The sequence below is a fragment of the Pseudomonas sp. GM60 genome (assembly GCF_000282415.1).
Taxonomy (GTDB): Bacteria; Pseudomonadota; Gammaproteobacteria; order Pseudomonadales; family Pseudomonadaceae; genus Aquipseudomonas; species Aquipseudomonas migulae.
Genome location: NZ_AKJI01000165.1, coordinates 24636 through 47407 on the forward strand (window position 1 = coordinate 24636; position 22772 = coordinate 47407).

Here is a 22772-nt window from a genome sequence, read left to right on the forward strand (position 1 = left end):
GCAAACACGCGTCATCGTTCACGTCCATCGCGAGCAAGCTCGCTCCTACAGAGATTCAGACGGTTTTGGCCATCCGGTTCGCGACCAGCGCCCAGCCGAACAACAGCACGCACACGATGATCAGCGGCCACGAACGCCATTCAAGATACGGCGTCAGGTTGTGCATCGGCACCACTTCGCCATACAGAATGCCGCGTTCGAACTGTGGGATCTGGACAGTGATCTGCCCAAACGGGTTGATCAGGCCGGTGACGCCGTTGTTGGTGGCGCGGATCATCCAGCGACCGGCCTCAAGTGCGCGCATCTGCGCCATCTGCAAGTGTTGCAGCGGGCCGATGGAAGTGCCGAACCAGGTGTCGTTGCTGATGGTCAGCAACAGATCGCTGCGAGCGGCAAGGCTGGCGGCGAATTCCGGATAAACCACCTCGTAGCAGATGAACGGCGCAATCTGATAACCCTTGGCTTGCAGCATCGCCTGATCGGCGGGGCCACGGGCAAAGTCCGACATCGGCAAATCGAAGAACGCGATCAGCCCGCGCAGCACTTCCTGCAACGGTACGTACTCACCGAACGGCACCAGTTTCTGCTTGAGGTACGTGCCATCGCCTTCACCCACTACGGTAATGCCGTTGTAGAAGCGCTTCTGGTGGTGAACCTCTTCACGGATCGGTACGCCGGTAATCAGCGCGCTCTTACGTTCCGCGGCGAAGTTTCCCATCATGTTCAGGTAGCCTTGGGCGGACTCCTTGAGCACCGGGACGGCGGTTTCCGGCCAGATCAGCAGGTCCACTGGCTTGGAGCTGAAGCTCATGTCGCGGTACAGCGCCAGTTGCGCATTGAGCTGCGCCGGGTCCCACTTCATGCTTTGTTCGATATTGCCTTGAATCGCCGCGACGCTCAGCGGCTCGCCGGCCGGGGTGGTCCAGGCATGGCCCTTGAGTGCGATGCCGACGACCCAAGGGCCGAGCAACAGCAATACGCCGGCGGCGATGAAGGCTTTACGTCCCGCTTTCACCAGGCGCAAGGCGTTGTAGATCAGTGCGGCGGTCAGGGCCAGGGTGAAGGAAATCAGCCACATCCCGCCCACAGGCGCGAGCCCGGCCAACGGGCCGTCGAGCTGGCTGTAACCGGAGTAGAGCCACGGGAAACCGGTCAGGAACCAGCCACGAAACGCTTCCTGGCCGACCCACAACGCCGCAAATGCCAGGGCATCGGCCAGCGGCGCCTCGTTGCGTCGCAGCCAGCGCGCCCAGATCCAGGCGGGCAGAGCGAAAAACCAGGCAATCGCTGCGGTGAAGAGCAGCATCAGGAACCCGGCCAGCAGCACGGAAGCGCCACCGAAGTTGTGAATGCTGTAGTAGATCCAGCTGGTGCCCGCGCCAAACAGGCCAAAACCGAAGCACCAGCCACGGCCCAGGGCCTGACGCGGATTCAGTTCGCGCAAACCGGCATAAAAGAACCCGACCGCCAGCAGTGCCAGCGGCCAGATGTCAAACGGCGCCAGGGCCAGGGTGGTGAGTGCACCGGCCGCCACGGCCAGCAGGTTACCGGGCCAGCCGGGGCGGGTCATACGATGCATTTCAATCCTTGGATTTATCGGGCAATTGGAGTCAGGCGCAGCAAGTGAATCCGACGGCTGTCAGCGTTCAGGATACGAAAGCGATAAGGGCCGATTTCAGTGATTTCGTTGCGTTTTGGCAAGTGCCCGAACGCGCTCATCACCAGGCCGCCAACGGTGTCGAATTCGTCGTCGGAGAACTCGCTGTCGAAGAATTCGTTGAAGTTCTCGATCGGCGTCAGGGCCTTGACCAGGAAATCACCGCTGGGCAGCGGCTTGATGTAGCTGTCTTCCTCGACGTCATGCTCGTCTTCGATGTCGCCGACGATCTGTTCCAGCACGTCTTCGATGGTCACCAGGCCTGCCACGCCGCCGTATTCGTCGATGACGATGGCCATGTGGTTGTGGTTGGCGCGGAATTCGCGCAGCAGCACGTTCAGGCGCTTGGACTCGGGCACGAAGGTGGCCGGGCGCAGCAGGTCCTTGATGTTGAAGCTGTCGCCGTTCTCCCTGAGGATCAACGGCAGCAAGTCCTTGGCCAGCAACACGCCCATCACGTCATCGTGGCTTTCGCCGATGACCGGGTAGCGGGAGTGGGCGGAGTCGACCACGGCGGGCAAAAACTCGCGGGGTGTCTGGGTCGCCTTGATGCTGATCATCTGCGAACGCGGGACCATGATGTCCCGTACTTGCAGGTCTGCAACCTGGATGGCGCCTTCGACGATGGCCAGCGCTTCGCTGTCCAGCAACTTGTTTTGATGTGCATCGCGCAGGAGCTCCAGCAGCTCCTGACGGTTCTTCGGCTCGTGGGCAAAAGCCTGGGTGAGCTTACCCAGCCATGACTTCTGCCCGTTGCTCGATCGATCTTCGCTCATAGCGATTACTCTGAATCCTTTGTTGTAACGATAGGGGATGTTTCTGTTTCGTCGTCCGCGTACGGATCGGGGTAGCCCAACTCAGCAAGCAACGTTCGTTCCAGTGCTTCCATTTCTTCGGCTTCGTCGTCATCTATATGGTCGTAACCCAGCAGATGCAAGCAGCCGTGAATGACCAGATGTGCCCAGTGGGCCTTGGGTTCCTTGCCTTGTTCGGCGGCTTCGCGCTCGACCACCGCCACGCAGATCACCAGATCGCCCAGCAGCGGGATGTCGAGAAACTCGTCAGGCACATCGGCAGGAAACGACAGCACGTTGGTGGCGTAGTCCTTTTGCCGCCAGGTGTGATTCAGCTCGCGACCTTCCGCTTCGTCGACCAGGCGAATGGTCATTTCGGAGTCGGCGGTGCGCTGGCGCAGGGCCAGTTCGCACCATTGGCGGAACTCGGCTTCACTTGGCGCAGATGCTTCGGTGGCCAGTTGCAGATCAAGCTCAAGCATCGCGGCGGCTGTCCTTTGGTGTTTCGTCTGCCCCGCGATTCTCGAAGCGCTCGTAGGCTTCGACGATCCGCTGCACCAGTGGATGGCGCACGACGTCCTTGGGCATGAAGTGGGTGAAGCTGATGCCCGGCACGTCTTTCAGCACTTCGATCACGTGGTGCAGCCCGGACTTGGTGCCTTTCGGCAGGTCGACCTGGGTGATGTCACCGGTGATGACCGCTGTGGAACCGAAGCCGATCCGGGTCAGGAACATCTTCATCTGCTCGACGGTGGTGTTCTGGCTTTCATCGAGGATGATGAAGCTGTTGTTCAGCGTGCGACCGCGCATGTAGGCCAGCGGCGCGACTTCGATCACCTGGCGCTCGATCAGCTTGGCGACGTATTCGAAGCCGAGCATTTCGTAGAGTGCGTCGTAGAGCGGACGCAGGTACGGGTCGATCTTTTGCGACAGGTCGCCGGGCAGGAAGCCGAGTTTTTCGCCCGCTTCAACCGCCGGGCGCACCAGCAGGATGCGGCGGATCTGCTCGCGTTCCAGCGCATCTACCGCGCAGGCAACGGCCAGGTAGGTCTTGCCGGTACCGGCCGGACCGATGCCGAAGTTGATGTCGTTGCCGAGGATTTCCTTCACGTAGCGCAGCTGATTCAAGCCGCGAGGGCGAATCATGCCTTTCTTGGTGCGCAGGGCCACGGAGGGTTCGGACGGCGAAACGTTGTCCAGCTCTTCGACGGCCGATTCCTGCAGGAACAGGTGAACCATGTCCGGCGACAGCTCGGTACCCTTGGTTTCCCGGTACAGGCGGCGCAGGAGGTTTTCCGCGGAGGTGGTGTGTTTGGGGTCGCCGATCAGCTCGAACTGATTTCCGCGGTTGCGGATTTCGATAGTCAGGCGTTGCTCGATCAAGCGCAGGTGCTCGTCGAACATCCCGCACAGATTGGCAAAGCGGCGAGCCTCAAAGGGCTCGAGGATAAAACGATGTGGTTCTATGGGTGCGTTCAAGGTCGTATTTAGCCGCCCTGGGGCAATTAAGATGAAATCAAGGATAACGCCAGTGAGGCGGGTGCGAAAGCTCTTAAATATCTCGACCTGACACATCTCGATTCTGTAGGAGCCGGCTTGCTGGCGATGAACGATAACGCGGTCTTGCTGATCTACCGCGGTGTTCCCATCGCCAGCAAGCCGGCTCCTACAGTTAGATAATCAGCGAGCCGCGCAGCGAGTGCGGCTGAGCGGCGTCGATATGCACGTCGGCAAACTGGCCTATCAGGGTTGGATTGTCGCAGCGGAAGTTGACGATCCGGTTATTCTCGGTCCGGCCCTGCAGCTCGCCGGGGTCTTTTTTCGAGTAATCGGTTACCAGGATCCGCTGGACCGAACCGACCATTTGTCGGCTGATCTCGAAACCTTGCTGGTTCAGGCGATGTTGCAAGGCGTTCAGGCGTTCTTTTTTCAGTTCTTCCGGCGTTTCGTCGGCCAGATCGGCCGCCGGCGTGCCTGGGCGCTGGCTATAGACGAACGAATAGGAGAAGTCGAAACCGACGTCTTCGATCAGCTTCATGGTCTGTTCGAAGTCTTTTTCGGTCTCGCCCGGGAAGCCGACGATGAAGTCCGAGCTGATGCAGATCCCCGGGACGGCGGCGCGCAGCTTGCGCAGTTTGGATTTGTATTCCAGCGCCGTGTGGTTGCGTTTCATTGCCGACAGAATGCGGTCCGAACCCGATTGCACCGGCAAGTGCAGGTGTTTCACCAGTTCCGGTACCTCGGCGTGGGCCTGGATCAGGCTGTCGGAGAACTCCAGCGGGTGGGAGGTGGTGTAACGAATCCGGTCGATGCCATCGACAGCGGCGACCACGCGGATCAGTTCGGCGAGGTCCGCCAGGCGACCATCGTGAGTGGTGCCGCGATAGCCGTTGACGTTCTGGCCCAGCAACGTCACTTCACGCACGCCGTTCTCGGCGAGGTGGATGATTTCGGCAATCACGTCATCGAACGGGCGGCTGACTTCTTCGCCGCGGGTGTAGGGCACCACGCAGAATGTGCAGTACTTGCTGCAACCCTCCATCACCGACACATAAGCGCTCGGGCCATCGATGCGCGGCTCTGGCAGGTGGTCGAACTTTTCGATTTCCGGGAACGAGACGTCGACTTGCGGCAGCTTGGTGGCGCGTGCGGCGTCGATCATTTCCGGCAAACGGTGCAGGGTTTGTGGGCCGAACACCACGTCGACGTACGGTGCGCGATCGCGGATGGCGGCGCCTTCCTGGCTGGCGACGCAACCGCCGACGGCGATCACCATCTCCGGGTTCGCCAGTTTCAGTTCACGCCAGCGGCCGAGCTGGGAATACACCCGGTCCTGGGCGCGTTCGCGGATCGAGCAGGTGTTGAGCAGGATCACGTCGGCGTCTTCAGCGCGAGCGGTGACTTCCAGGGCCTGATGTTCACCCAGCAGATCAACCATGCGCGAGCTGTCGTACTCGTTCATCTGGCAACCGTGGGTTTCGATGTAAAGCTTCTTGGCCATGGATACAGTCATCACGTGATTCAAAGAACCGCGCATTATAGGGAACATGTCCCAAGGTTCCTACCGTTGCGCGTCCGGTGGCTATGCTATAGTTCGCGCCCTCATTTTTATCCCCGATGTGTTGCTCGCCCACCATGACCAAACGTGAAGCTCCAATCTACAAGGTGATTTTCCTCAATCAGGGCCAGGTGTACGAAATGTACGCCAAGCAGATCTATCAAAGTGATCTGTGGGGCTTCCTGGAAGTGGAAGAGTTCGTCTTTGGCGAGCGCACGCAAGTGGTCGTCGACCCGAGCGAAGAGAAGCTCAAGGCTCAGTTCGAGGGCGTGGTGCGCAGTTTTGTGCCGATGCATTCGATCGTGCGCATCGACGAAGTCGAGCGTCTGGGCACCCCGAAAATCAGCGAAGCCCGTGGCGCGGTCGGCAATGTGATGCCGTTTCCGATGCCGATGCCTGAGAAGTAAGCCTCAAGACCGCGTTGCCCCCATTCGCGAGCAAGCCCGCTCCCACATTGGATCTTCAGTGAACACAATATTTGTGGTCACCAGAGATTCCATGTGGGAGCGGGCTTGCTCGCGAAGGGGGCAGTCAGAACAACGCAGATTCAGGGAAGCGGCGAGAAAGGCGTGCGCCCATCGGCGCTCTGCAATTCCATCAGGTACTTGCGGAAGATCTGTCCAAGCACCTGGGTCGCCACTTCAAGCTCTTCACGCGGCATCTTCTCGGCGACTTCATCCGCCGTATCCAGCGCTTCTTCCGCACCATTGACCGCCGCCATTTTCAGCACGATGTACGCCTGAACGTTATTGGCCGGTACGCCTTCGCCGTGGAAGAACATGGTGCCGAGTTTGAATTGCGCCTGGGCATGGCCTTGCAGCGAGGCTTTTTCGAAGTAATCCAGGGCTTTTTTCAGATCGCGAGGGGTGTTTTTGCCGTCGTAGTAGAACTCACCCAACTCGTATTGCGCTTGCGCATCCCCTTCATCCGACGCTTTCTGACAGGCGGCGAGCGCCTGTGCCAGGTCTTGCGGCTGGGTATTGAGGGTGCAGCGACCCATCGCTGGGATTAACAACGAGTTGCCGCCTGCTTGTGCGAGCGCGAGCAGGGGCTGAAGGAGCAACAGGCAGCCCATTGCAAGGGCGCGGCCGGTGCGGTTCATGGGAATCGACTTACCTCTGAAGGGCGCGCGGACCCAACGAGGGGATCCAATAAGCGCGCATTATGAAATAAGCAGGGCCAACCTTACAAAGTCTTTACTCGTTTTTCTGCTGCACGGGGAATATATCGCCCACTTTACGGGGGATTATCTGCAGGTGAGTAGGAAAAGAGGCGGGAATGTAGGTGAAAGCTGACGCTGGCAATCGCCAACGTCAGCGGCACAACGTTATTTCAATGCAGCGAAGGCGCGCTCGGCGGCATCCAGGGTCAGTTTCAACTCGGCTTCGCCATGGGCGATCGAGGTGAAGCCGGCTTCGAATGCACTTGGTGCCAGGTACACGCCACCTTCGAGCATCAGGTGGAAGAAACGGCCGAACAGCTTCGCGTCGCTGGCCATCACGTCATCGAAGGTGACGATGTCGTCGGCGCCGCTGAAGTACAAGCCGAACATGCCACCGGCCTGGGTGGTCACGAACGGAATGCCGGCGGCGTCGGCGCGCTGTTGCAGGCCATCGAGCAGGCGGCTGGTATAGTCGCTCAGTTCGGCGTGGAAGCCTGGGCGGCTGATCAGGCGCAAGGTCGTCAGACCTGCCGCCATTGCCAGCGGGTTACCCGACAAGGTGCCAGCCTGGTACACCGGGCCCAGTGGCGCGATGTGCGACATGATTGCGCGTTTGCCGCCGAAGCAGCCAACCGGCATGCCACCACCGATGATCTTGCCGAACGTGGTCAGGTCTGGCGTAACGCCGTAATGCGCTTGAGCGCCGCCGAGGGCAACGCGGAAACCGGTCATCACTTCGTCGAAAATCAGCACCACGCCGTGCTTGTCGCACAGGGTCCGCAGGCCTTCGAGGAAGCCCGGTGCCGGCGGTACGCAGTTCATATTGCCGGCCACCGGCTCGACGATGATGCAGGCCACGTCCTGGCCCACTTCAGCGAGCATGGTTTCCACGGCGTCGATGTCGTTGAACGGCAGGGTCAGGGTGTGTTTGGCGAAGGCCGCCGGTACACCGGCCGAGCTCGGCACGCCTTGGGTCAGGGCGCCGGAACCTGCTTTAACCAGCAGGCTGTCGGAGTGACCGTGGTAGCAGCCTTCGAACTTGATGATGCTGTCGCGACCGGTGAAACCACGGGCCAGGCGAATCGCACTCATGGTCGCTTCGGTGCCGGAGCTGACCATGCGCACCATTTCCATCGATGGCACGATCGAGCAGACCAGGTCGGCCATCTCGGTTTCCATCTCGGTCGGGGCGCCGTAGGACAAGCCGTGTTCCAGCTGCTTGCGCACCGCGTCCAGCACGTCCGGATGGCTGTGGCCGAGGATCATCGGCCCCCAGGAACCGACGTAATCCACATAACGCTTGTCGTCTTCGTCGGTGACGTAGGCGCCTTCAGCGTGTTTGAAAAACAGGGGGGTGCCGCCAACGCTCTTGAACGCGCGAACAGGCGAGTTCACGCCACCGGGAATGTGTTTCTGGGCATTGGCAAACAGCGTTTCGGAACGAGACATGATGGGGCTCTCAAATCAGATTTTTAGTAATTCGTTAAATGCGCGGGCGCGGCGGGTCACTTCAGCCGTGCTCTCGGCGCCAAACAGGCCGTGGACCACCGCCAGCAGATCGACCCCGTGGGCCACCAGCGGGGCGGCGTTTTTCAGGGTGATGCCGCCGATCGCGCAGATCGGCAGGTGCAATGTGCTGCGGGCCTGGTCGAGCAGTTCGAGGCTGCAAGTCGGTGCGCCGGGTTTGGTGCTGGAATTGAAGAAGCGGCCGAAGGCGACATAACTGGCGCCTTCTTTGGCTGCTTGTTCGGCGAGTTCGAGTTGCGCGTGACAGGTCGAACCGATGATCGCCTGGCGACCGAGCAACGCACGAGCCGGAGTCAGCGGGCCGTCGGTCTGGCCCAAGTGCACGCCGACGTTCAGGCGTGCGGCCAGTTCGGCATCGTCATTGATGATCAGATGGGTCTTGTAGCGTTCGCACAGATCGCGCAGGGCTTCAGCTTCACGCAGACGGCGGGCCTCGTCGCTGCTCTTGTCGCGGTATTGCAGCAAGGTGACGCCGCCTTCCAGCGCCGCCTCCACGTACGAAAGAAATTTACCGGCCAGTAACTGGCTGTCGGTAATGGCGTACAGGCCACGTAGTTTCATCGGGCAAGCCTCATGGCGTTACGAACAGAAATCCAGTGGCAGACGGCGCGGCACGAACTGGCCTTTGCCCAACTGCTCGGCATCGCGCAGGGTGCGCCACGTGTAGTTAAGCGCGCTCTGCACTGCACTGACGAGGTTTTCACCCTGGGCCAGACGACCGGCGAGGGCGCTCGCCAATGTGCAACCGGAACCGTGGTAACTGCCGGGCAAGCGCTGGCAGGTATAGGTTTCGCGCAGACCGTCGCGGCTGTACAGGCGATTGTGTATTTCGTGTTCATCACCGTGGCCGCCGGTGATCAGCAGGTGTTTGACGAACGGCAGGAGTTTTTCAGCGCACTCGTCGGCGGTGCCTTCTGGCAGTTCAGCGAGGATGCGGGCTTCGGGAAGGTTAGGGGTGGCGATGATGGCCAGGGGCAGCAAGCGTTCGCGCATGGCGTAGCCGACTTCGTCCTTGCCCAGTCGTCCGCCACCGCCGGCGCGCAGCACCGGGTCGCAGACCATCGGCAAATGCGGGTGCGCCTGAAGCAGTTCGACGACGGTGTCGACCATTTCCAGGGAACCGAGCATGCCCAGCTTGACGGCGGCGACTTCGGAGTCGTTGAGCACGGCGTTGGCCTGAGCCAGCACCCACTCACGGTCGAGGACGCGGAAATCCGTGACGTTGACCGTGTCTTGCACGGTCAGGGCGGTGACGGCCGGAGCCGCATGACATCCCTGGGCAAGCAGGGCTTCGATATCTGCCTGCAAGCCGGCGCCACCACTTGGGTCGTGGCCGGAGAGACAGAGGACAACGGGGCGAGAGCTGTAGATATTCATGGTGCGCGAGCTTACCACCAAACATCGATTTTCGGGTGCAGTGCCCGCCAGGTCTGCCGATAGAGAGTCATGGGCTGGCAATGCAGCCCTCCGGGATTGTCATAATCTGACCGAGCAAACAGTAATGGCTCGATATGCTTCGCTGGAACGCCCGTGCTAGAGCCTTTTCAAGAAAAATTTCAATGGTGTTCAATGGCCATCAACGGCTATGCTAGAGTGGATCCAAACCAATAACAGGTAATGCCGGTTTTACGTCTACTCAAAAGGAATGAGGGGCTTCCTGAGATAACCGGACAGGCCACGCTGGGGCTTAAATGCGCTATTTGCTGATGTTGCTGTTTTGCTTGCCCCTCATGGCAAGCGCAGTCGAGTTCGATGAGTTCACTCAAAGCCTGCCCTTGGGCCGAACCCTGCAAGTGTTCGAAGACGCCGATGGTCAGGCGAGCATTGCCGATATCCGCGCGCAAGCCGCTGCCGGACACTTCAAGCCCCATGACAAGGCCACGCTCAACGCCGGTTACTCGCGTTCGGTATTCTGGCTGAAAATCGACCTGCATTACCGCCCGACCAATCCCGCTGCACAGCGGACGTGGCTGCTGGAGCTGGCCTATCCGCCCCTCGATCACCTTGATCTGTATTTGCCTGATGCCGGCGGTGGCTATCAATTGGCCCGTCAGACCGGCGATGCCTTGCCGTTCAGCAGCCGCGAGATTCGCCAGAACAACTACCTGTTCGATCTGAACTTCACGCCCGACCAAATGCAAACCGTGTACTTGCGCCTGCAAAGCGAAGGGTCGATCCAGGCGCCGGTCACGTTGTGGTCGAGCACCGCGTTTCTCGAAGAACAGCCGGTGCGGCTTTATGTGTTGGGCATGATTTACGGCGTATTGCTGGGGATGCTGGTCTACAACCTGTTCATCTACCTCAGCGTGCGCGACACCAGCTACCTCTATTACATCTTTTATATTGCCTCGTTCGGCCTGTATCAGCTGTCGGTGAATGGCGCGGCCGTAGAGTATTTCTGGCCAGACAACCCGTGGTGGGCCAACGCCGCGACGCCGTTCTTCATCGGTTGCGCAGGGCTGTTCGGCAGCCAGTTCGCCCGCAGCTTCCTGCAAACGGCGACCCTCAGCCGCTGGCTCGATCGCTTGCTGCTGGCGTTGATTGCGTTCAGTGCGGTAGTCGTCGGGTTGTCATTGATGACCAGTTACGCCCTGGCCCTGCGCCTGGCGACGACGCTGGCCCTGTCGTTCACCGTGGTGATTTTCGCCGCAGGGTTTTTCGCCTGGTGGCGCGGCTTGCGGGTGGCGCGCTATTTCATCATCGCCTGGTCGGCGTTTTTGCTCGGCGGCATCATCAATACGATGATGGTGCTGGGTTACCTGCCGAACGTATTCCTGACCATGTATTCCAGCCAGATCGGTTCGGCCATCGAGGTGGCGCTGCTGTCCCTGGCCTTGGCCGACCGCATCAACGCCATGCGCGAGCAACAGGCGCAAACCTTGTTCGATGCTGGCCAGAAGCTTGAAGTGCTCAACCAGCAACTGGCGCACAGTAACAAGCTAAAGGATGAATTCCTCGCCACGTTGACCCACGAATTGCGCACCCCCATGAACGGTGTGATCGGTTCCCTGGAATTGATGCAAACCGTCGAGATGGACCCGGAGCTGGAGCAATACCAGCAAACGGCCGCCGGTTCGGCGCGCGACATGATGCGCATGGTCAACGGCATTCTTACCCTGACCGAGTTGCAGGCCGGCAAGCTCAAGGCTTCGGCGTCCACCTTCAGTTTGCGCAGCGTGGTCGATACCTTGCGCGTGCAGTTCGAAGGCAACGCGTCGGGCAAGTCACTGGACTTCAAGGTCGAGGTGACACCGGGCCTGCCGGACCGTTTGTACGGCGATAACGTCAAGTTGGCGCAATGCCTGGAATGCCTGCTGGATAACGCGATCAAGTTCACGCGAGTGGGCGGGGTGGCGCTGCGGGTCTCGGGTAAAAACGCGGAGCCCGGCAAGCTGGCATTGTCCTTTGCGGTGATCGACACCGGCATCGGTTTCACTGATCTGGGCGAGGCGACGCTGTATCAGCGGTTCTTCCAGCTCGACGGCTCGATGACCCGTGAATATGGCGGCCTCGGTGTGGGCCTGGCGATCTGTCGACAACTGGTCGACCTGCTCGGCGGGAACCTGACTCACCGCTCCGAGCCAGGTCGCGGCAGCCGCTTCCAGCTTGACGTCGAGTTTGAATTGCCGGTGGTCGAGCGCGTGACAACGGAATTGATGACCCGGGAATTCCCGCGCCTGCGCTTGCCTCAGGACTGCACGGTGCTGCTGGTGGACGACAACAGCATCAATCAATTGGTGATGCGCGGCATGTTGCTCAAGCTCGGATTTCGGGTCCGTACGGCGGACAACGGGGCGACCGCGCTGGAAGTCCTGCAGCGTGAAACCTTCGACGCTGTACTCCTCGATTGTCAGCTACCGCCCCTCGACGGTGAGTCTGTCTGCTGCCAGATCCGGGACTTGCCGGGTTGTGCCGAATTGCCGGTGTTCATGATTGCCTTGAGCGCTGATCGGGAGCGCTGCCCAACCGGTGCACTGATCGATTACCTGAGCAAACCGGTGAAATTCGAAGACTTGCAGGCCGCGTTGTATCGACGCGTGCTTTGTCCAAAACAAGGCGAAAGCGCCGACAGTTAGGCTGATATGCCACTTTGTTCAGCCTCGGGGCAGTGCTTAACTGAACTCCTTGGCTGACCAAAGGAGCCCCGTCATGAACCTGCATCAGTTCGCCGAAACCCACGAAGTCACCAACCAGCCGCCGTTGCTGGACGGCGCCAACCTGTATCGCATCGACCTGCCTTTGCAGGAGTGGTCGCGGCGTTTCGGGGCCGGTTGGGCCGAGTCGCGGATCGACGCTTACGGCGCGTTGGCCGGCGGGCCGCTGATGGAAGCGGGGTTCCTGGCCAACCAGAACAAACCGGTGTTCAGCAGCCACGACCGTTACGGTCACCGCATCGATCTGGTGGAATTTCACCCGGCGTATCACGAGCTGATGCGCACGGCGATCGAGCACGGGTTGACCTCGCTGCCCTGGGCGCATCCACAGGACGGCGCCCATGTCGCCCGCGCCTCCATGACCTACCTGCACAGCCAGGCCGAAGCCGGCAGCGGTTGCCCGCTGACCATGACCTTCGCCAGCGTGCCGGCGATGCGCCTGCAAGCGGACCTGGCCAAGCAGTGGCTGCCGAAAATCCTCGCCACCGAATACGACCCGCGCAATGTCGGCATGGCCCACAAGGCCGGTGTCACCATTGGCATGGCGATGACCGAGAAACAGGGCGGCACCGATGTGCGGGCCAACACCACCAAGGCGTTTCCGGTGGGTGCCAGCGGACCGGGCCAGGCCTACGAACTGGTGGGCCACAAATGGTTCTGTTCTGCGCCGATGTGCGATGCCTTCCTCACGCTGGCGCAGACCGACAAAGGATTGACCTGCTTCCTGTTGCCACGCCATCGCCCCGACGACACGCGCAATCAGTTCTACATCCAGCGCCTGAAAAACAAACTCGGCAATTGCTCCAACGCCTCCAGCGAAGTCGAGTTTCGCGGTGCGCTGGCTTGGATGGTCGGCGAAGAGGGGCGTGGCGTTCCGACCATTATCGAAATGGTTGCCATGACCCGCTTCGATTGCATGGTCGGTTCCAGCGCCTTGATGCGTCAGGCGCTGACCCAGGCCAGTCATCACTGCGCCCATCGCAGCGTCGGCGGCAAGCTGCTCAGCGAGCAACCGTTGATGCAGAACGTCCTCGCCGATCTGGCCTTGGAGAGCGAAGCAGCGTTGGCGTTGAGCCTGCGCATGGGCAAGGCGCTGGATCATCTGGATGACGGGCACGAAGCCAAATTCGCCCGCCTGGTGACCGCAGTGGGCAAGTACTGGATCTGCAAACGCGCGCCCGCGATGATCAACGAAGCTGCCGAATGCATGGGCGGTGCCGGGTATGTCGAAGACAGCATCCTGCCGCGCTTGTACCGCGAGGCACCGGTCAATTCGACGTGGGAAGGTTCCGGCAACGTGCAATGCCTGGATGTGTTGCGGGCGCTGTCGAAAGAGCCGGGCGTGCTGGATGTGTTGTTCAGCGAGTTGGGTGATGGTCACGGCGACAAACGGCTGGCCGCACACATCAGCCAATTGCAGGTGGCCTTCAAGGACACCGGCGATATTCAGTATCGTGCGCGGCAACTCACCGAAGACATTGCGTTGGGGCTGCAAGCCAAGCTGTTGCTGGAGGCCGGCAATTCGGCGGTCAGCGATGCGTTCATCGCCAGCCGTCTCGGCGACGCCGGTCGCGTATACGGTGCGTTGCCGCGAGGGCTGGATGTCGAAGCGATCGTCGCCCGCTCGACCCCGTTCGTGTAACCGACACCGGTCTACTGTGGGAGTGAGCCTGCTCGCGATATCGGTCTGTCAGCCACATCAATGTCGAATGTGCCTACGCTATCGCGAGCAGGCTCGCTCCCACATTGGATCTACTGTGGACTTGTCATTTGTGTAGCCACCACTGTTCCCGTGAAGCGACGATGCAGGCAAGATGAAGGCCTGCAAGTCAGAACACAGGATGCTGATCGTGACCGAAGCTTTTATTATCGTTCAAACCGCCGAGCAAGCCGTGGACCGGCTTGCTCACTTGCACAATCGCGCAACCACCGCACTGAGCCAGGCGCTCAAGCGTTACCTCAAGGATCGGGTTGAACCGGACGCCGAACAGCGTGCGATGTTTCGTTATCCTGAACTGCGTCTGACCTACCACTGCCAGGGCGAAGTCCCGCAAACCACCCGCGCCTACGCCAAGGTGCAGTTGCCGGGGACCTACAGCGTCACCGTCACCCATCCGGCGGCTTTCCGTAAATACTTGCTGGAACAGCTCGTGCCGTTGATGCACGACTTCACCGTGACCGTGGAAGTCGGCATCAGCCAGCAGAATATTCCTTATCCGTATGTGGTCGAGCAGGGCGATGAACTGGCCGGCTCCGGCGTGACCGCGGCCGTGCTGGCGCGGGTGTTCCCGAGTACCGACCTGTCGGCCGCCACCGATGGCATCGCTGACGGTTTGTACGATTGGGAAAACACCGACCCGCTGCCGCTGGCCCTGTTCGATGCCGCGCGGGTGGATTTCTCCCTGCGCCGCCTCGTGCACTACACCGGCAGCGACTGGCGCCATGTGCAGCCGTGGATTCTGCTGACCAACTACCACCGCTACGTTGACCAGTTCATCGTTCATGGCCTCGAGCAGTTGCGCAGCGATCCGCGTTTCGTACGCATGGTGCTGCCGGGCAACGTGATCATCGAAAAGAGCATGGATCACGGCGAAGCGTCGGCGATTGCTGCCGGCGTGGTCTGGCATCGCTATCAAATGCCGGCCTATCACCTGATCGCCAGCGACGGTCATGGCGTGACTTTGGTGAACATCGGCGTCGGCCCGTCCAACGCCAAGAACATCACCGACCATTTGGCGGTATTGCGTCCGCATTGCTGGCTGATGATCGGTCACTGCGGCGGTCTGCGTCAGTCGCAGACCATTGGCGATTACGTGCTGGCTCACGCCTACATGCGCCGCGACGGGATTCTCGATCGGGTCGTGCCGCCGAACATTCCGATTCCGGCCCTGGCAGAAGTGCAGATGGCGTTGCAGCAAGCGGCGGCCAACATCACTGGCGAAAAGGGCGACGAGCTGAAGAAACGCCTGCGCACCGGCACCGTGCTGACTTACGACGACCGTAACTGGGAATTGCGCTGGGCCCAGGAGCGTCCGCTGATCAACCTGTCCCGCGCCGTGGCGGTGGACATGGAAAGCGGCACCATCGCCGCGCAAGGTTATCGCTTGCGGGTGCCTTACGGCACATTGCTTTGCGTCTCGGACAAACCGCTGCACAGCGAAATCAAGCTGCCGGGTTCGGCCAACGCCTTTTACGAGCGCGCGGTCAGCCAGCACTTGAAGATCGGTATCGAGGCGGTGGACTTGTTGCGCACCGAACTCAACTCGTTGCACTCGCGCAAACTGCGCAGCTTCGACGAGCCGCCGTTCCGCTGATTGAGAGTTGTCATGGTCATTTGGCGGTCAGGGCACTAGCATTAGCAGCCCTGACCGTTAGATGTTCTCTTCGCCATGTCCCGTCCCCAACGTCCCGTGTCCCGCCGCCCTGGCGCGAACACCCCGTCATCAGCCCCGCGCCGTGTCGCCAAAGCGCCGCCGGCCGAGCCGAAGCTGATTCTGTTCAACAAACCGTTCGATGTGCTGACGCAATTCAGCGACGGCGAAGGGCGGGCGACGCTCAAGGATTTCATTGAGATTCCCGGGATTTACCCGGCAGGCCGTCTGGATCGCGACAGCGAAGGGTTGTTGCTGCTGACCAACGACGGCCAGCTCCAGGCGAGGATTGCCGACCCCAAGCACAAACTGGCCAAGACTTATTGGGTGCAAGTGGAAGGTGAGCCGAGTGCCGAGCAGTTACAGCGTTTGCGTGATGGCGTCGAGCTGAATGACGGCATGACCTTGCCCGCGCAAGCGCGGCAACTGGATGAGCCGCAACTGTGGCCGCGAAACCCGCCGGTGCGCTTTCGCAAAAGTGTGCCGACCAGTTGGCTGGAACTGGTGATTCGCGAGGGGCGTAACCGTCAGGTTCGGCGCATGACCGCCGCGGTCGGCTTGCCGACGTTGCGGCTGGTGCGGGTCAGGATCGGCGACTGGTCGATCGAAGGGCTCGATCAGGGCCAGTGGAAAGAAGTGCCGGCGCGCTTATAACGTGCCGGATTCGATCAGGCCGATCACCACGCTTTTGATCACGAACGCGGCCACGCCCAGACCGAGCACGAAGAACAGGATGAACGAGCCGAAGCGCCCGGCCTTGGATTTCTTTGCCAGATCCCAGACGATGAAACCCATGAAAATGATCAGAATGCTGACCAGTCCGGTCATCATCCACTCTTCGAATACTGCAGGATCCATCGGACATCTCCAGCGGGGGCGGGGCTAAAAGGCGCTGGAGTATACGGCATGGGGGATTGGTGCGGCATTGACCTGCGGCAGCGTGTCGCAGCTATTCGTCACTTGTTCCGGCCTCTTCGCGGGCAAGCCTCGCTCCTACAAGGGCTCGCGCAAAACCTGTAGGAGCGAGGCTTGCCCGCGAAGGCGTCGTCAGCTACGCAGATGAGTCAGCGGCAGTTCGGTGCTGTTGAGCACCTGATTCAACACAAAACTCGACCGCACACTCGTCACCCCTTCAATCCTTGTCAGGTGCCCCAGCAGCAATTTCTGATAGTGATCCATGTCCGGCACCACCACCTTGAGCTGATAGTCCGCATCCATCCCCGTCACCAGGCTGCATTCAAGCACTTGCGGCAAGGTGCGAATCGCCGCTTCGAAGTTCTCGAATCGCTCCGGTGTATGCCGGTCCATGCCGATCAGCACGTAAGCAGTCAGGCTCAGGCCAAGCATTTTGCGATCCAGCAGGGCTACCTGGCGGGTGATGTAGCCGTCGTCTTCCAGTTGCTTGACCCGGCGCGAGCACGGTGAAGGTGACAGGCCGATGCGTTCGGCCAGCTCCTGGTTGGAGATGCGCGCGTCGCGCTGCAATTCCGCCAAAATGCTCAGGTCGTATCGGTCGAGTTTGCTCATCAATCAGGCCTTTGTCATATCGATTGCGGCAGATTATCTATCCAGGGTTAAAAATTGCGCAAGTCATGTTTATTTGAGCAATCTTCGCAATCCTCTGCCGGCGCCCCAGGCCTATTCTTATCACCAGAATCACTGCTCGGACAAACAGTCCACAGCGGCTCGCCCAATCAGGCCAGTCGCGGCCGCCACCCCCACCGGGGATGTGCCGGCCCCCGAGCTACACACTGTCCAGAAGACGGCGTGAGGTGAGCCGACGTCATAAGCGTCGAGCACGGACGAAGTTCTCAAAGGGAGGCCGACGGGTCTCCCTTTTCTTTTGCCCGCAATTTTTCACCCGCCCTCAATAAATAAGTTGCGCGACTGATAACCTGTTGCAGAACCGGCCTGTGCTTTCCCAGTCTTACGTACAGGCCCTAACCCGCAGTGAGGAAAAGCATGAAGTCGCGCATCTGGCGTTTGGCCGGTGTTGGTTTGCTGTGTGTCAGTGTCACTGCGCAATCGCTGGCCGATGAGCCGCAGAACCGGGGTCCCGACAATGGACAACGCGGTGACGGTCATCAGGGCAACAATCAGGGCCATGGTGGCAACAATCAGCCGCGCCCGCAAAACAACGACATCATTCGTGGCGACAACAGTCGCCAGTTCGAGAACAACGGCCAGTCGCGCAATGGCGGGCAGTGGCAAAACAATCAGCCGCGAGACAACCCGCCGCGCGACTTCAACAGCCCCGTCCGGCCACCACCGCCGCCGCCACAATTGCCGGCCAACGACTTGCCGATCCAGGGCCGGCCCGACACCGTGCGTCAGACCCAGCAGCCGCAACGTGGTTACTATCAGGACATCCCGCGAAACAATGGTTACAACCAGCAATGGCAGACCGGCGGGCCGGGCTCACGTCCCGATGATCATCATTGGGCCGGTCGCCCGAACGGCCACGGTAACGGTTGGGGCCCTGGCCCGCAGTACCGTCCCGGGCATGTGATCGACCGCTTCCCGGACCGCGACTACCGCGTGCCGTATCGTGGGCAGGATTATTTCTTCTCCGGCGGCTACTGGTATCGCCCGCTCGGCCCGCGTTATGTCGTGGTGCAGCCGCCGCGCGGGATTCGCGTCAGCTACCTGCCTGATTACGCCCGTGAAGTGTGGATCGGCGGCGCGCTGTTATTCCTGGCGGCGGGCTCGTATTACGCCTATCAGGAAAGCACTCAGGATTACGTGGTGGTCGAGCCGCCCGTGCAACCGCAACCGACCGGCAATGGCTATGACGTGGTGGCGTATCCCGCCAACGGGCAGTCGCCGCAGCAGGTCAATCAGGACGGCTACGAGTGTTATCAATACGCGGTGCAGCAGAGTGGCTTCGATCCGCGCACGGCCACCTACCAGCCGGATCCGTCGGTGGTGCAAGCCTACCGCCAGGCCCAGGGCAACTGCCTGGGCAGTCGCGGGTATCAGGTGAGTTTCTGATTTGCCCTGGCGGCCTTCACCACTTCCTGCGGGTCGGCGTGCACCAGCACCTCGGCTCGCGGGTACGCCGCGTGAATTGCATCGGCCGCCTGATCGCTGATGCCGTGAGCGACTGACAGGGTCAACTCCCCCGGCAATTCCAGGTGCAATTGCACGAACCACTGGTTGCCGGACACCCGTGTGCGCAGGTCATGCGCGCCCAGCACCCCCGGTACGCTGCAGGCCAGTTCGAGCATGTGTTGGCTGACGTCTGGCGGCAGTTCCTCGTCCATCAGCACCTTAAAACTTTCCCGGGCGATTTGAATGGCGCTCCAGAAGATGTAAGCGGCGATCCCCAAGCCAAACCACGCGTCCATCTGATGCCAGCCAAACCCGGCCAGCACCAGCGCAACCAGAATGCTGCCATTGAGCAGCAAGTCCGAACGGTAATGCAGGGAATCGGCGCGCACCGCGTTGGAGCCGGTGGCCTTGACGACCCGATGCTGCAACATCAGCAGGGCCAACGTCAGCGCCAGGGAAAACACGATCACGCCGATGCTGATCCACGGCGCACCCACCGGTTCCGGATGCTTGAGCCGATCAAACGCCTGCAATGCAATCAGCACCGCACTGCCACCAATGAACAACGCCTGCGCCATGCCCGCCAGCGATTCGGCCTTGCCGTGCCCGTAACGGTGATCTTCATCGGCGGGGCGCAAGGCGTAATGCACTGCCAGCAGGTTGAGCAGCGAGGCGATACCGTCGAGGGCCGAGTCGGTCAACCCGGCGAGCATGCTCACCGAACCGCTCAACCACCACGCGATGGCTTTGGCGACGATCAACGTGCACGCCACCGCCACCGAGGCACGGGTCGCCAGCCGCAGCAGGCGGGCGTGTTCGGAGCTGGAAATCATAAGTGCGGCTATTCCTTTATGTGCACGGATTACGCGGCAGGTTGCAGGCCGAGCAAGGCCAGTTGCTGAGTGCTGCCCTTGTGTTGAATCAAACGTGGATCGTCCAGCGGGAAGCTGCGGCCCAGTTCGGTTTCAAGAATAGTCTGCAACTTGTGGGTATCGACCTTGCCATCGGCACCGATCGCTTCCTTGAGTTTTTCCGGCGCCACCTGCGCGGTCTCGCCCGGTGCGTAGTAGATCGCGCCGGTGGCGAAGTCCACGGCAAACGCGATCAGGCCGGGGATGATGTAGAACAGCAGGCCCACGGCATCCAGCGCGGCGATGGCCGGGTCAATCTTGCCTTCGATCTGCCCACGGCGATCAGGGTAGAAGATCGATCCGCAAGCGGTAACCTGGGTCAGCAGGGTTGCAACCAATACACCGCCAATCAGGCGAAAGGGAACACGCATATGAAATCTCCTGGGTAATTTCAAAACGAAAGGGCGTCTCTATGAATTAGGACCCTGATAAACGCCGAGCAGTTCGCCGTTATACTCGGCCCTCTGTTTGGGAGCCAGCATGATTTCTTTGCCGATTGATGAAGTTTTACCCGCCCTGCGTGAAGCCTTGGCGACACGCCACGAAGCCGTGCTCGAAGCACCGCCCGGTGCCGGTAAAACCACCCGTGTTCCATTGGCCCTGCTCAACGAGCCGTGGCTGGCCGGGCAGACCATTCTGATGCTTGAACCGCGTCGGTTGGCTGCACGAGCGGCGGCGGAGCGCTTGGCCAGTGAGCTGGGCGAAAAGGTCGGTGAAACCGTCGGCTATCGCATTCGGCTGGACAGCAAAGTCGGGCCACGGACGCGGATTGAAGTGGTCACCGAAGGCATCCTCACCCGGCGCTTGCAGGATGATCCGGCGCTGGAAGGCGTGGGTTTGCTGATCTTCGACGAATTTCATGAGCGCAGTCTTGATGCCGATCTGGCCTTGGCCCTCAGCCTGAATGGCCGGGAACTGTTCCGCGATGATCAACCGCTGAAAATTCTTTTGATGTCGGCCACCCTTGAAGGCGAACGCCTGGCCGGGTTGCTCGATGACGCGCCGATCCTGCGCAGTGAAGGGCGCATGTACCCGGTGGCGATGCGCTGGGGCCGACCGTTCCAGCCCGGTGAATTCATCGAGCCGCGCCTGGTGCAAACCATCCTCGAAGCCTTGAACGATGAAACCGGCAGCCTCCTGGTGTTCCTGCCGGGGCAAGCGGAAATCCGCCGGGTGCATCAACAACTGGCCGATGCGCTGGGCGAAAACACACAGGTGTTGCTCTGCCCGTTGCACGGTGAACTGGACCTCGCCGCGCAGCGCGCTGCGATTGATCCAGCCCCGACGGGCAAGCGCAAAGTGGTGCTGGCGACCAACATCGCCGAGACCAGCCTGACCATCGACGGCGTGCGTGTGGTGATCGATGCCGGGTTGGCGCGGGTGCCGCGTTTCGATCCCGGTAGCGGCATGACCCGCCTCGACACGCAGCGCATCTCTCGCGCCAGTGCCACGCAACGTGCGGGGCGGGCAGGGCGGCTGGAGCCGGGCGTGTGTTATCGCTTGTGGTCGCAGGATCAACACGAGCAACTGGCGGCGTATGCGAGTGCGGAAATTCTTTCGGCGGACCTTGCCGGTCTGGCTTTGCAACTCGGTCGCTGGGGCGTGACACCGACGCAACTGGTGTGGCTCGACGTGCCGCCCGCCGCCGCGTATGCCCAGGCTCAGGACTTGCTTGATCGCCTTGGCGCACTGGATGGCGAAGCGCTGACCCGCCACGGTCAGGCCATGGCCGAATTGCCGGCGCATCCGCGTATCGCTCATTTGCTGCTGCGCGGTCAGGCGCTGGGCTTGGCGGACATGGCGTGCGATGTCGCAGCGTTGCTCGGCGAGCGGGATATTTTGCGCGGTGCCGGCGCCGATCTGCACAGTCGACTGGTGCTGTTGTCCGGCGAAGAGCGTGCCGCACGCGGTGCTCAGGGCGGTGTTCAGCGAGCGCGGCAACTGGCGCGTCAATACCGTGGTTATCTGCGTGGCAAGGCGTCGGAACCGGTCAGCGATCCGGAGCACCCGCGCTGGCTCGGCGCCTTGCTGGCGCTGGCCTATCCCGACCGTGTCGCGCAGCAACGTCGAGCGGGTGGTGCGGAATATCGCCTGGCCAACGGCCGTGCCGCGTTGTTCGCCGAAGCCGACAGCTTGATGAAACAACCGTGGCTGGTAATCGCCGACCTCGGCAGCCGTCAGGGGCAGCGTGAGGAACGGATTTATCTGGCGGCGGATTTCGATCCGGCGTTGTTCGATTCGGTGCTCGCTGAACAGGTACGGGTGGTCGATCAGCTGGATTGGGACGAGCGTGAAGGCGTGTTGCGCGCCGAGCGTCAGCGCAAGGTTGGCGAGTTGGTCTTCAGCCGTGAACCGTTAACCGGGCTCGATGAAACCGCGCGCAGTCAGGCGCTGGTGAATCTGGTGCGGCGCAAGGGGCTGGAGTTGTTGCCGTGGACGCCGGAGTTGCGTCAGTGGCAGGCGAGGGTGGCGTTGTTGCGGCAGTTGGACCTTGTCGGCAAGGGCGAGAGCGAGTGGCCGGATGTCAGCGATGCTGCGCTGCTCAAAAGCCTCGAACACTGGTTGATGCCGTATCTGGGGAAGGTTTCGCGGCTCAGTCATTTTGCCAATCTGGATCTCTCAAGCATTGTTCATAACCTATTGCCGTGGCCGCTGCCGCAACGGCTCGATGAGCTGGCGCCGCATCATTTGAGCGTGCCTTCAGGGTCGTCGATTCGTCTGGATTACAGCGAGCAGCCGCCGATTCTGGCGGTGCGGTTGCAGGAGTTGTTCGGTTTGGCCGAAACCCCGCGCATTGCCGGTGGAAGGCAGGTGGTCAAACTGCATTTACTGTCCCCGGCGCGGCGGCCGGTGCAGGTGACGCAGGACCTGGCGAACTTCTGGCGTAGCACCTATGCCGAGGTGAAAAAGGATTTGAAGGGGCGGTATCCGAAGCATTATTGGCCGGATGATCCGTTGGTGGCCGAAGCGACCGCACGAATCAAACCCCGGAAGTGAGGTGCCCCCCACTGTAGGAGCCGGCTTGCTGGCGATAGCGGTGGGTCAGTTATAGATTTATTGGCTGGACGGACGCCATCGCCAGCAAGC

Annotated in this window: 20 protein-coding genes; 7 read left to right on the forward strand and 13 right to left on the reverse strand. The window is 61.0% G+C overall.

What is annotated here, in order from left to right; genetic code table 11:
* Positions 1–55: 55 nt before the first annotated feature.
* From lnt to miaB, 5 genes are all read right to left on the reverse strand, one after another.
* Entirely contained in the window at positions 56–1579 is a 1524-nt protein-coding gene (lnt, locus tag PMI32_RS01555) for an apolipoprotein N-acyltransferase (RefSeq protein ID WP_008035117.1), read from the reverse strand.
* A gap of 14 nt (positions 1580–1593) precedes the next feature.
* Positions 1594–2433, reverse strand: coding sequence for a CorC family transporter (locus PMI32_RS01550; protein WP_008035118.1), 840 nt, complete (start codon positions 2431–2433; stop codon positions 1594–1596).
* Between the two features lie 5 nt (positions 2434–2438).
* The gene (ybeY, locus tag PMI32_RS01545; RefSeq protein WP_008035119.1) at positions 2439–2933 is read right to left on the reverse strand and encodes an rRNA maturation RNase YbeY; all 495 of its coding nucleotides are present in this window, start codon (positions 2931–2933) and stop codon (positions 2439–2441) included.
* Positions 2926–3930 carry a PhoH family protein gene (locus PMI32_RS01540; RefSeq protein ID WP_032829221.1) on the reverse strand — a complete coding sequence of 335 codons (1005 nt, stop codon included), beginning with the start codon at positions 3928–3930 and terminating at the stop codon, positions 2926–2928. The genes ybeY and PMI32_RS01540 overlap by 8 nt, the downstream gene beginning before the upstream one ends.
* 193 nt (positions 3931–4123) lie before the next feature.
* Positions 4124–5452: a tRNA (N6-isopentenyl adenosine(37)-C2)-methylthiotransferase MiaB gene (gene miaB / locus PMI32_RS01535; RefSeq protein ID WP_032829224.1), complete on the reverse strand. Its 1329-nt coding sequence runs from the start codon at positions 5450–5452 to the stop codon at positions 4124–4126.
* A gap of 134 nt (positions 5453–5586) precedes the next feature.
* Between miaB and PMI32_RS01530 the strand changes: the two genes are divergently transcribed.
* Positions 5587–5916: a DUF1820 family protein gene (locus PMI32_RS01530; protein WP_007894425.1), complete on the forward strand. Its 330-nt coding sequence runs from the start codon at positions 5587–5589 to the stop codon at positions 5914–5916.
* Between the two features lie 140 nt (positions 5917–6056).
* Here the strand turns inward: PMI32_RS01530 and PMI32_RS01525 are convergent, their stop codons facing one another.
* From PMI32_RS01525 to PMI32_RS01510, 4 genes are all read right to left on the reverse strand, one after another.
* Complete coding sequence (locus PMI32_RS01525; RefSeq protein WP_008035122.1) at positions 6057–6611, reverse strand: tetratricopeptide repeat protein; 555 nt, start codon at positions 6609–6611, stop codon at positions 6057–6059.
* Positions 6612–6836: 225 nt separating this feature from the next.
* Positions 6837–8120 (reverse strand): glutamate-1-semialdehyde 2,1-aminomutase, encoded by a 1284-nt coding sequence (hemL, locus tag PMI32_RS01520; protein ID WP_008035126.1) that lies wholly within the window; start codon positions 8118–8120, stop codon positions 6837–6839.
* A 15-nt stretch (positions 8121–8135) separates the two neighbouring features.
* The gene (gene thiE, locus PMI32_RS01515) at positions 8136–8759 is read right to left on the reverse strand and encodes a thiamine phosphate synthase (RefSeq protein ID WP_008035128.1); all 624 of its coding nucleotides are present in this window, start codon (positions 8757–8759) and stop codon (positions 8136–8138) included.
* 18 nt (positions 8760–8777) lie between these two features.
* Positions 8778–9575: a hydroxymethylpyrimidine/phosphomethylpyrimidine kinase gene (locus tag PMI32_RS01510; protein ID WP_032829222.1), complete on the reverse strand. Its 798-nt coding sequence runs from the start codon at positions 9573–9575 to the stop codon at positions 8778–8780.
* Positions 9576–9889: 314 nt separating this feature from the next.
* Here PMI32_RS01510 and PMI32_RS01505 point away from each other — a divergent pair, with 314 nt between their 5' ends.
* The 4 genes from PMI32_RS01505 (at position 9890) to PMI32_RS01490 (ending at position 16377) form a co-directional block, all read left to right on the forward strand.
* On the forward strand, positions 9890–12274 hold the full coding sequence (locus tag PMI32_RS01505; RefSeq protein ID WP_008035132.1) for a hybrid sensor histidine kinase/response regulator: 2385 nt from the start codon (positions 9890–9892) through the stop codon (positions 12272–12274).
* 73 nt (positions 12275–12347) lie between these two features.
* Positions 12348–13994: an acyl-CoA dehydrogenase family protein gene (locus PMI32_RS01500; RefSeq protein ID WP_008035134.1), complete on the forward strand. Its 1647-nt coding sequence runs from the start codon at positions 12348–12350 to the stop codon at positions 13992–13994.
* A gap of 172 nt (positions 13995–14166) precedes the next feature.
* Positions 14167–15666, forward strand: coding sequence for an AMP nucleosidase (gene amn, locus PMI32_RS01495; protein WP_177318196.1), 1500 nt, complete (start codon positions 14167–14169; stop codon positions 15664–15666).
* 75 nt (positions 15667–15741) lie between these two features.
* Complete coding sequence (locus PMI32_RS01490) at positions 15742–16377, forward strand: pseudouridine synthase (RefSeq protein WP_008035145.1); 636 nt, start codon at positions 15742–15744, stop codon at positions 16375–16377.
* Here PMI32_RS01490 and PMI32_RS01485 read toward each other — a convergent pair.
* Positions 16372–16581, reverse strand: a complete 210-nt coding sequence (locus tag PMI32_RS01485) for a DUF2788 domain-containing protein (RefSeq protein WP_007937369.1) — start codon at positions 16579–16581, stop codon at positions 16372–16374. The genes PMI32_RS01490 and PMI32_RS01485 overlap by 6 nt on opposite strands.
* 189 nt (positions 16582–16770) lie before the next feature.
* Positions 16771–17250, reverse strand: a complete 480-nt coding sequence (locus PMI32_RS01480; protein ID WP_007894448.1) for an Lrp/AsnC family transcriptional regulator — start codon at positions 17248–17250, stop codon at positions 16771–16773.
* Positions 17251–17685: 435 nt separating this feature from the next.
* Between PMI32_RS01480 and PMI32_RS01475 the strand changes: the two genes are divergently transcribed.
* Positions 17686–18714, forward strand: a complete 1029-nt coding sequence (locus PMI32_RS01475; RefSeq protein WP_008035148.1) for a DUF6515 family protein — start codon at positions 17686–17688, stop codon at positions 18712–18714.
* Here PMI32_RS01475 and PMI32_RS01470 read toward each other — a convergent pair.
* Positions 18699–19607, reverse strand: coding sequence for a cation diffusion facilitator family transporter (locus PMI32_RS01470; RefSeq protein WP_008035150.1), 909 nt, complete (start codon positions 19605–19607; stop codon positions 18699–18701). The two genes, PMI32_RS01475 and PMI32_RS01470, sit on opposite strands and share 16 nt — an antisense overlap.
* Positions 19608–19636: 29 nt before the next feature.
* Positions 19637–20056, reverse strand: a complete 420-nt coding sequence (gene pmcY, locus PMI32_RS01465; RefSeq protein ID WP_008035153.1) for a periplasmic Zn2+ metallochaperone PmcY — start codon at positions 20054–20056, stop codon at positions 19637–19639.
* 109 nt (positions 20057–20165) lie between these two features.
* Here pmcY and hrpB point away from each other — a divergent pair, with 109 nt between their 5' ends.
* Positions 20166–22682: an ATP-dependent helicase HrpB gene (gene hrpB / locus PMI32_RS01460; protein WP_008035161.1), complete on the forward strand. Its 2517-nt coding sequence runs from the start codon at positions 20166–20168 to the stop codon at positions 22680–22682.
* Positions 22683–22772: the final 90 nt, after the last annotated feature.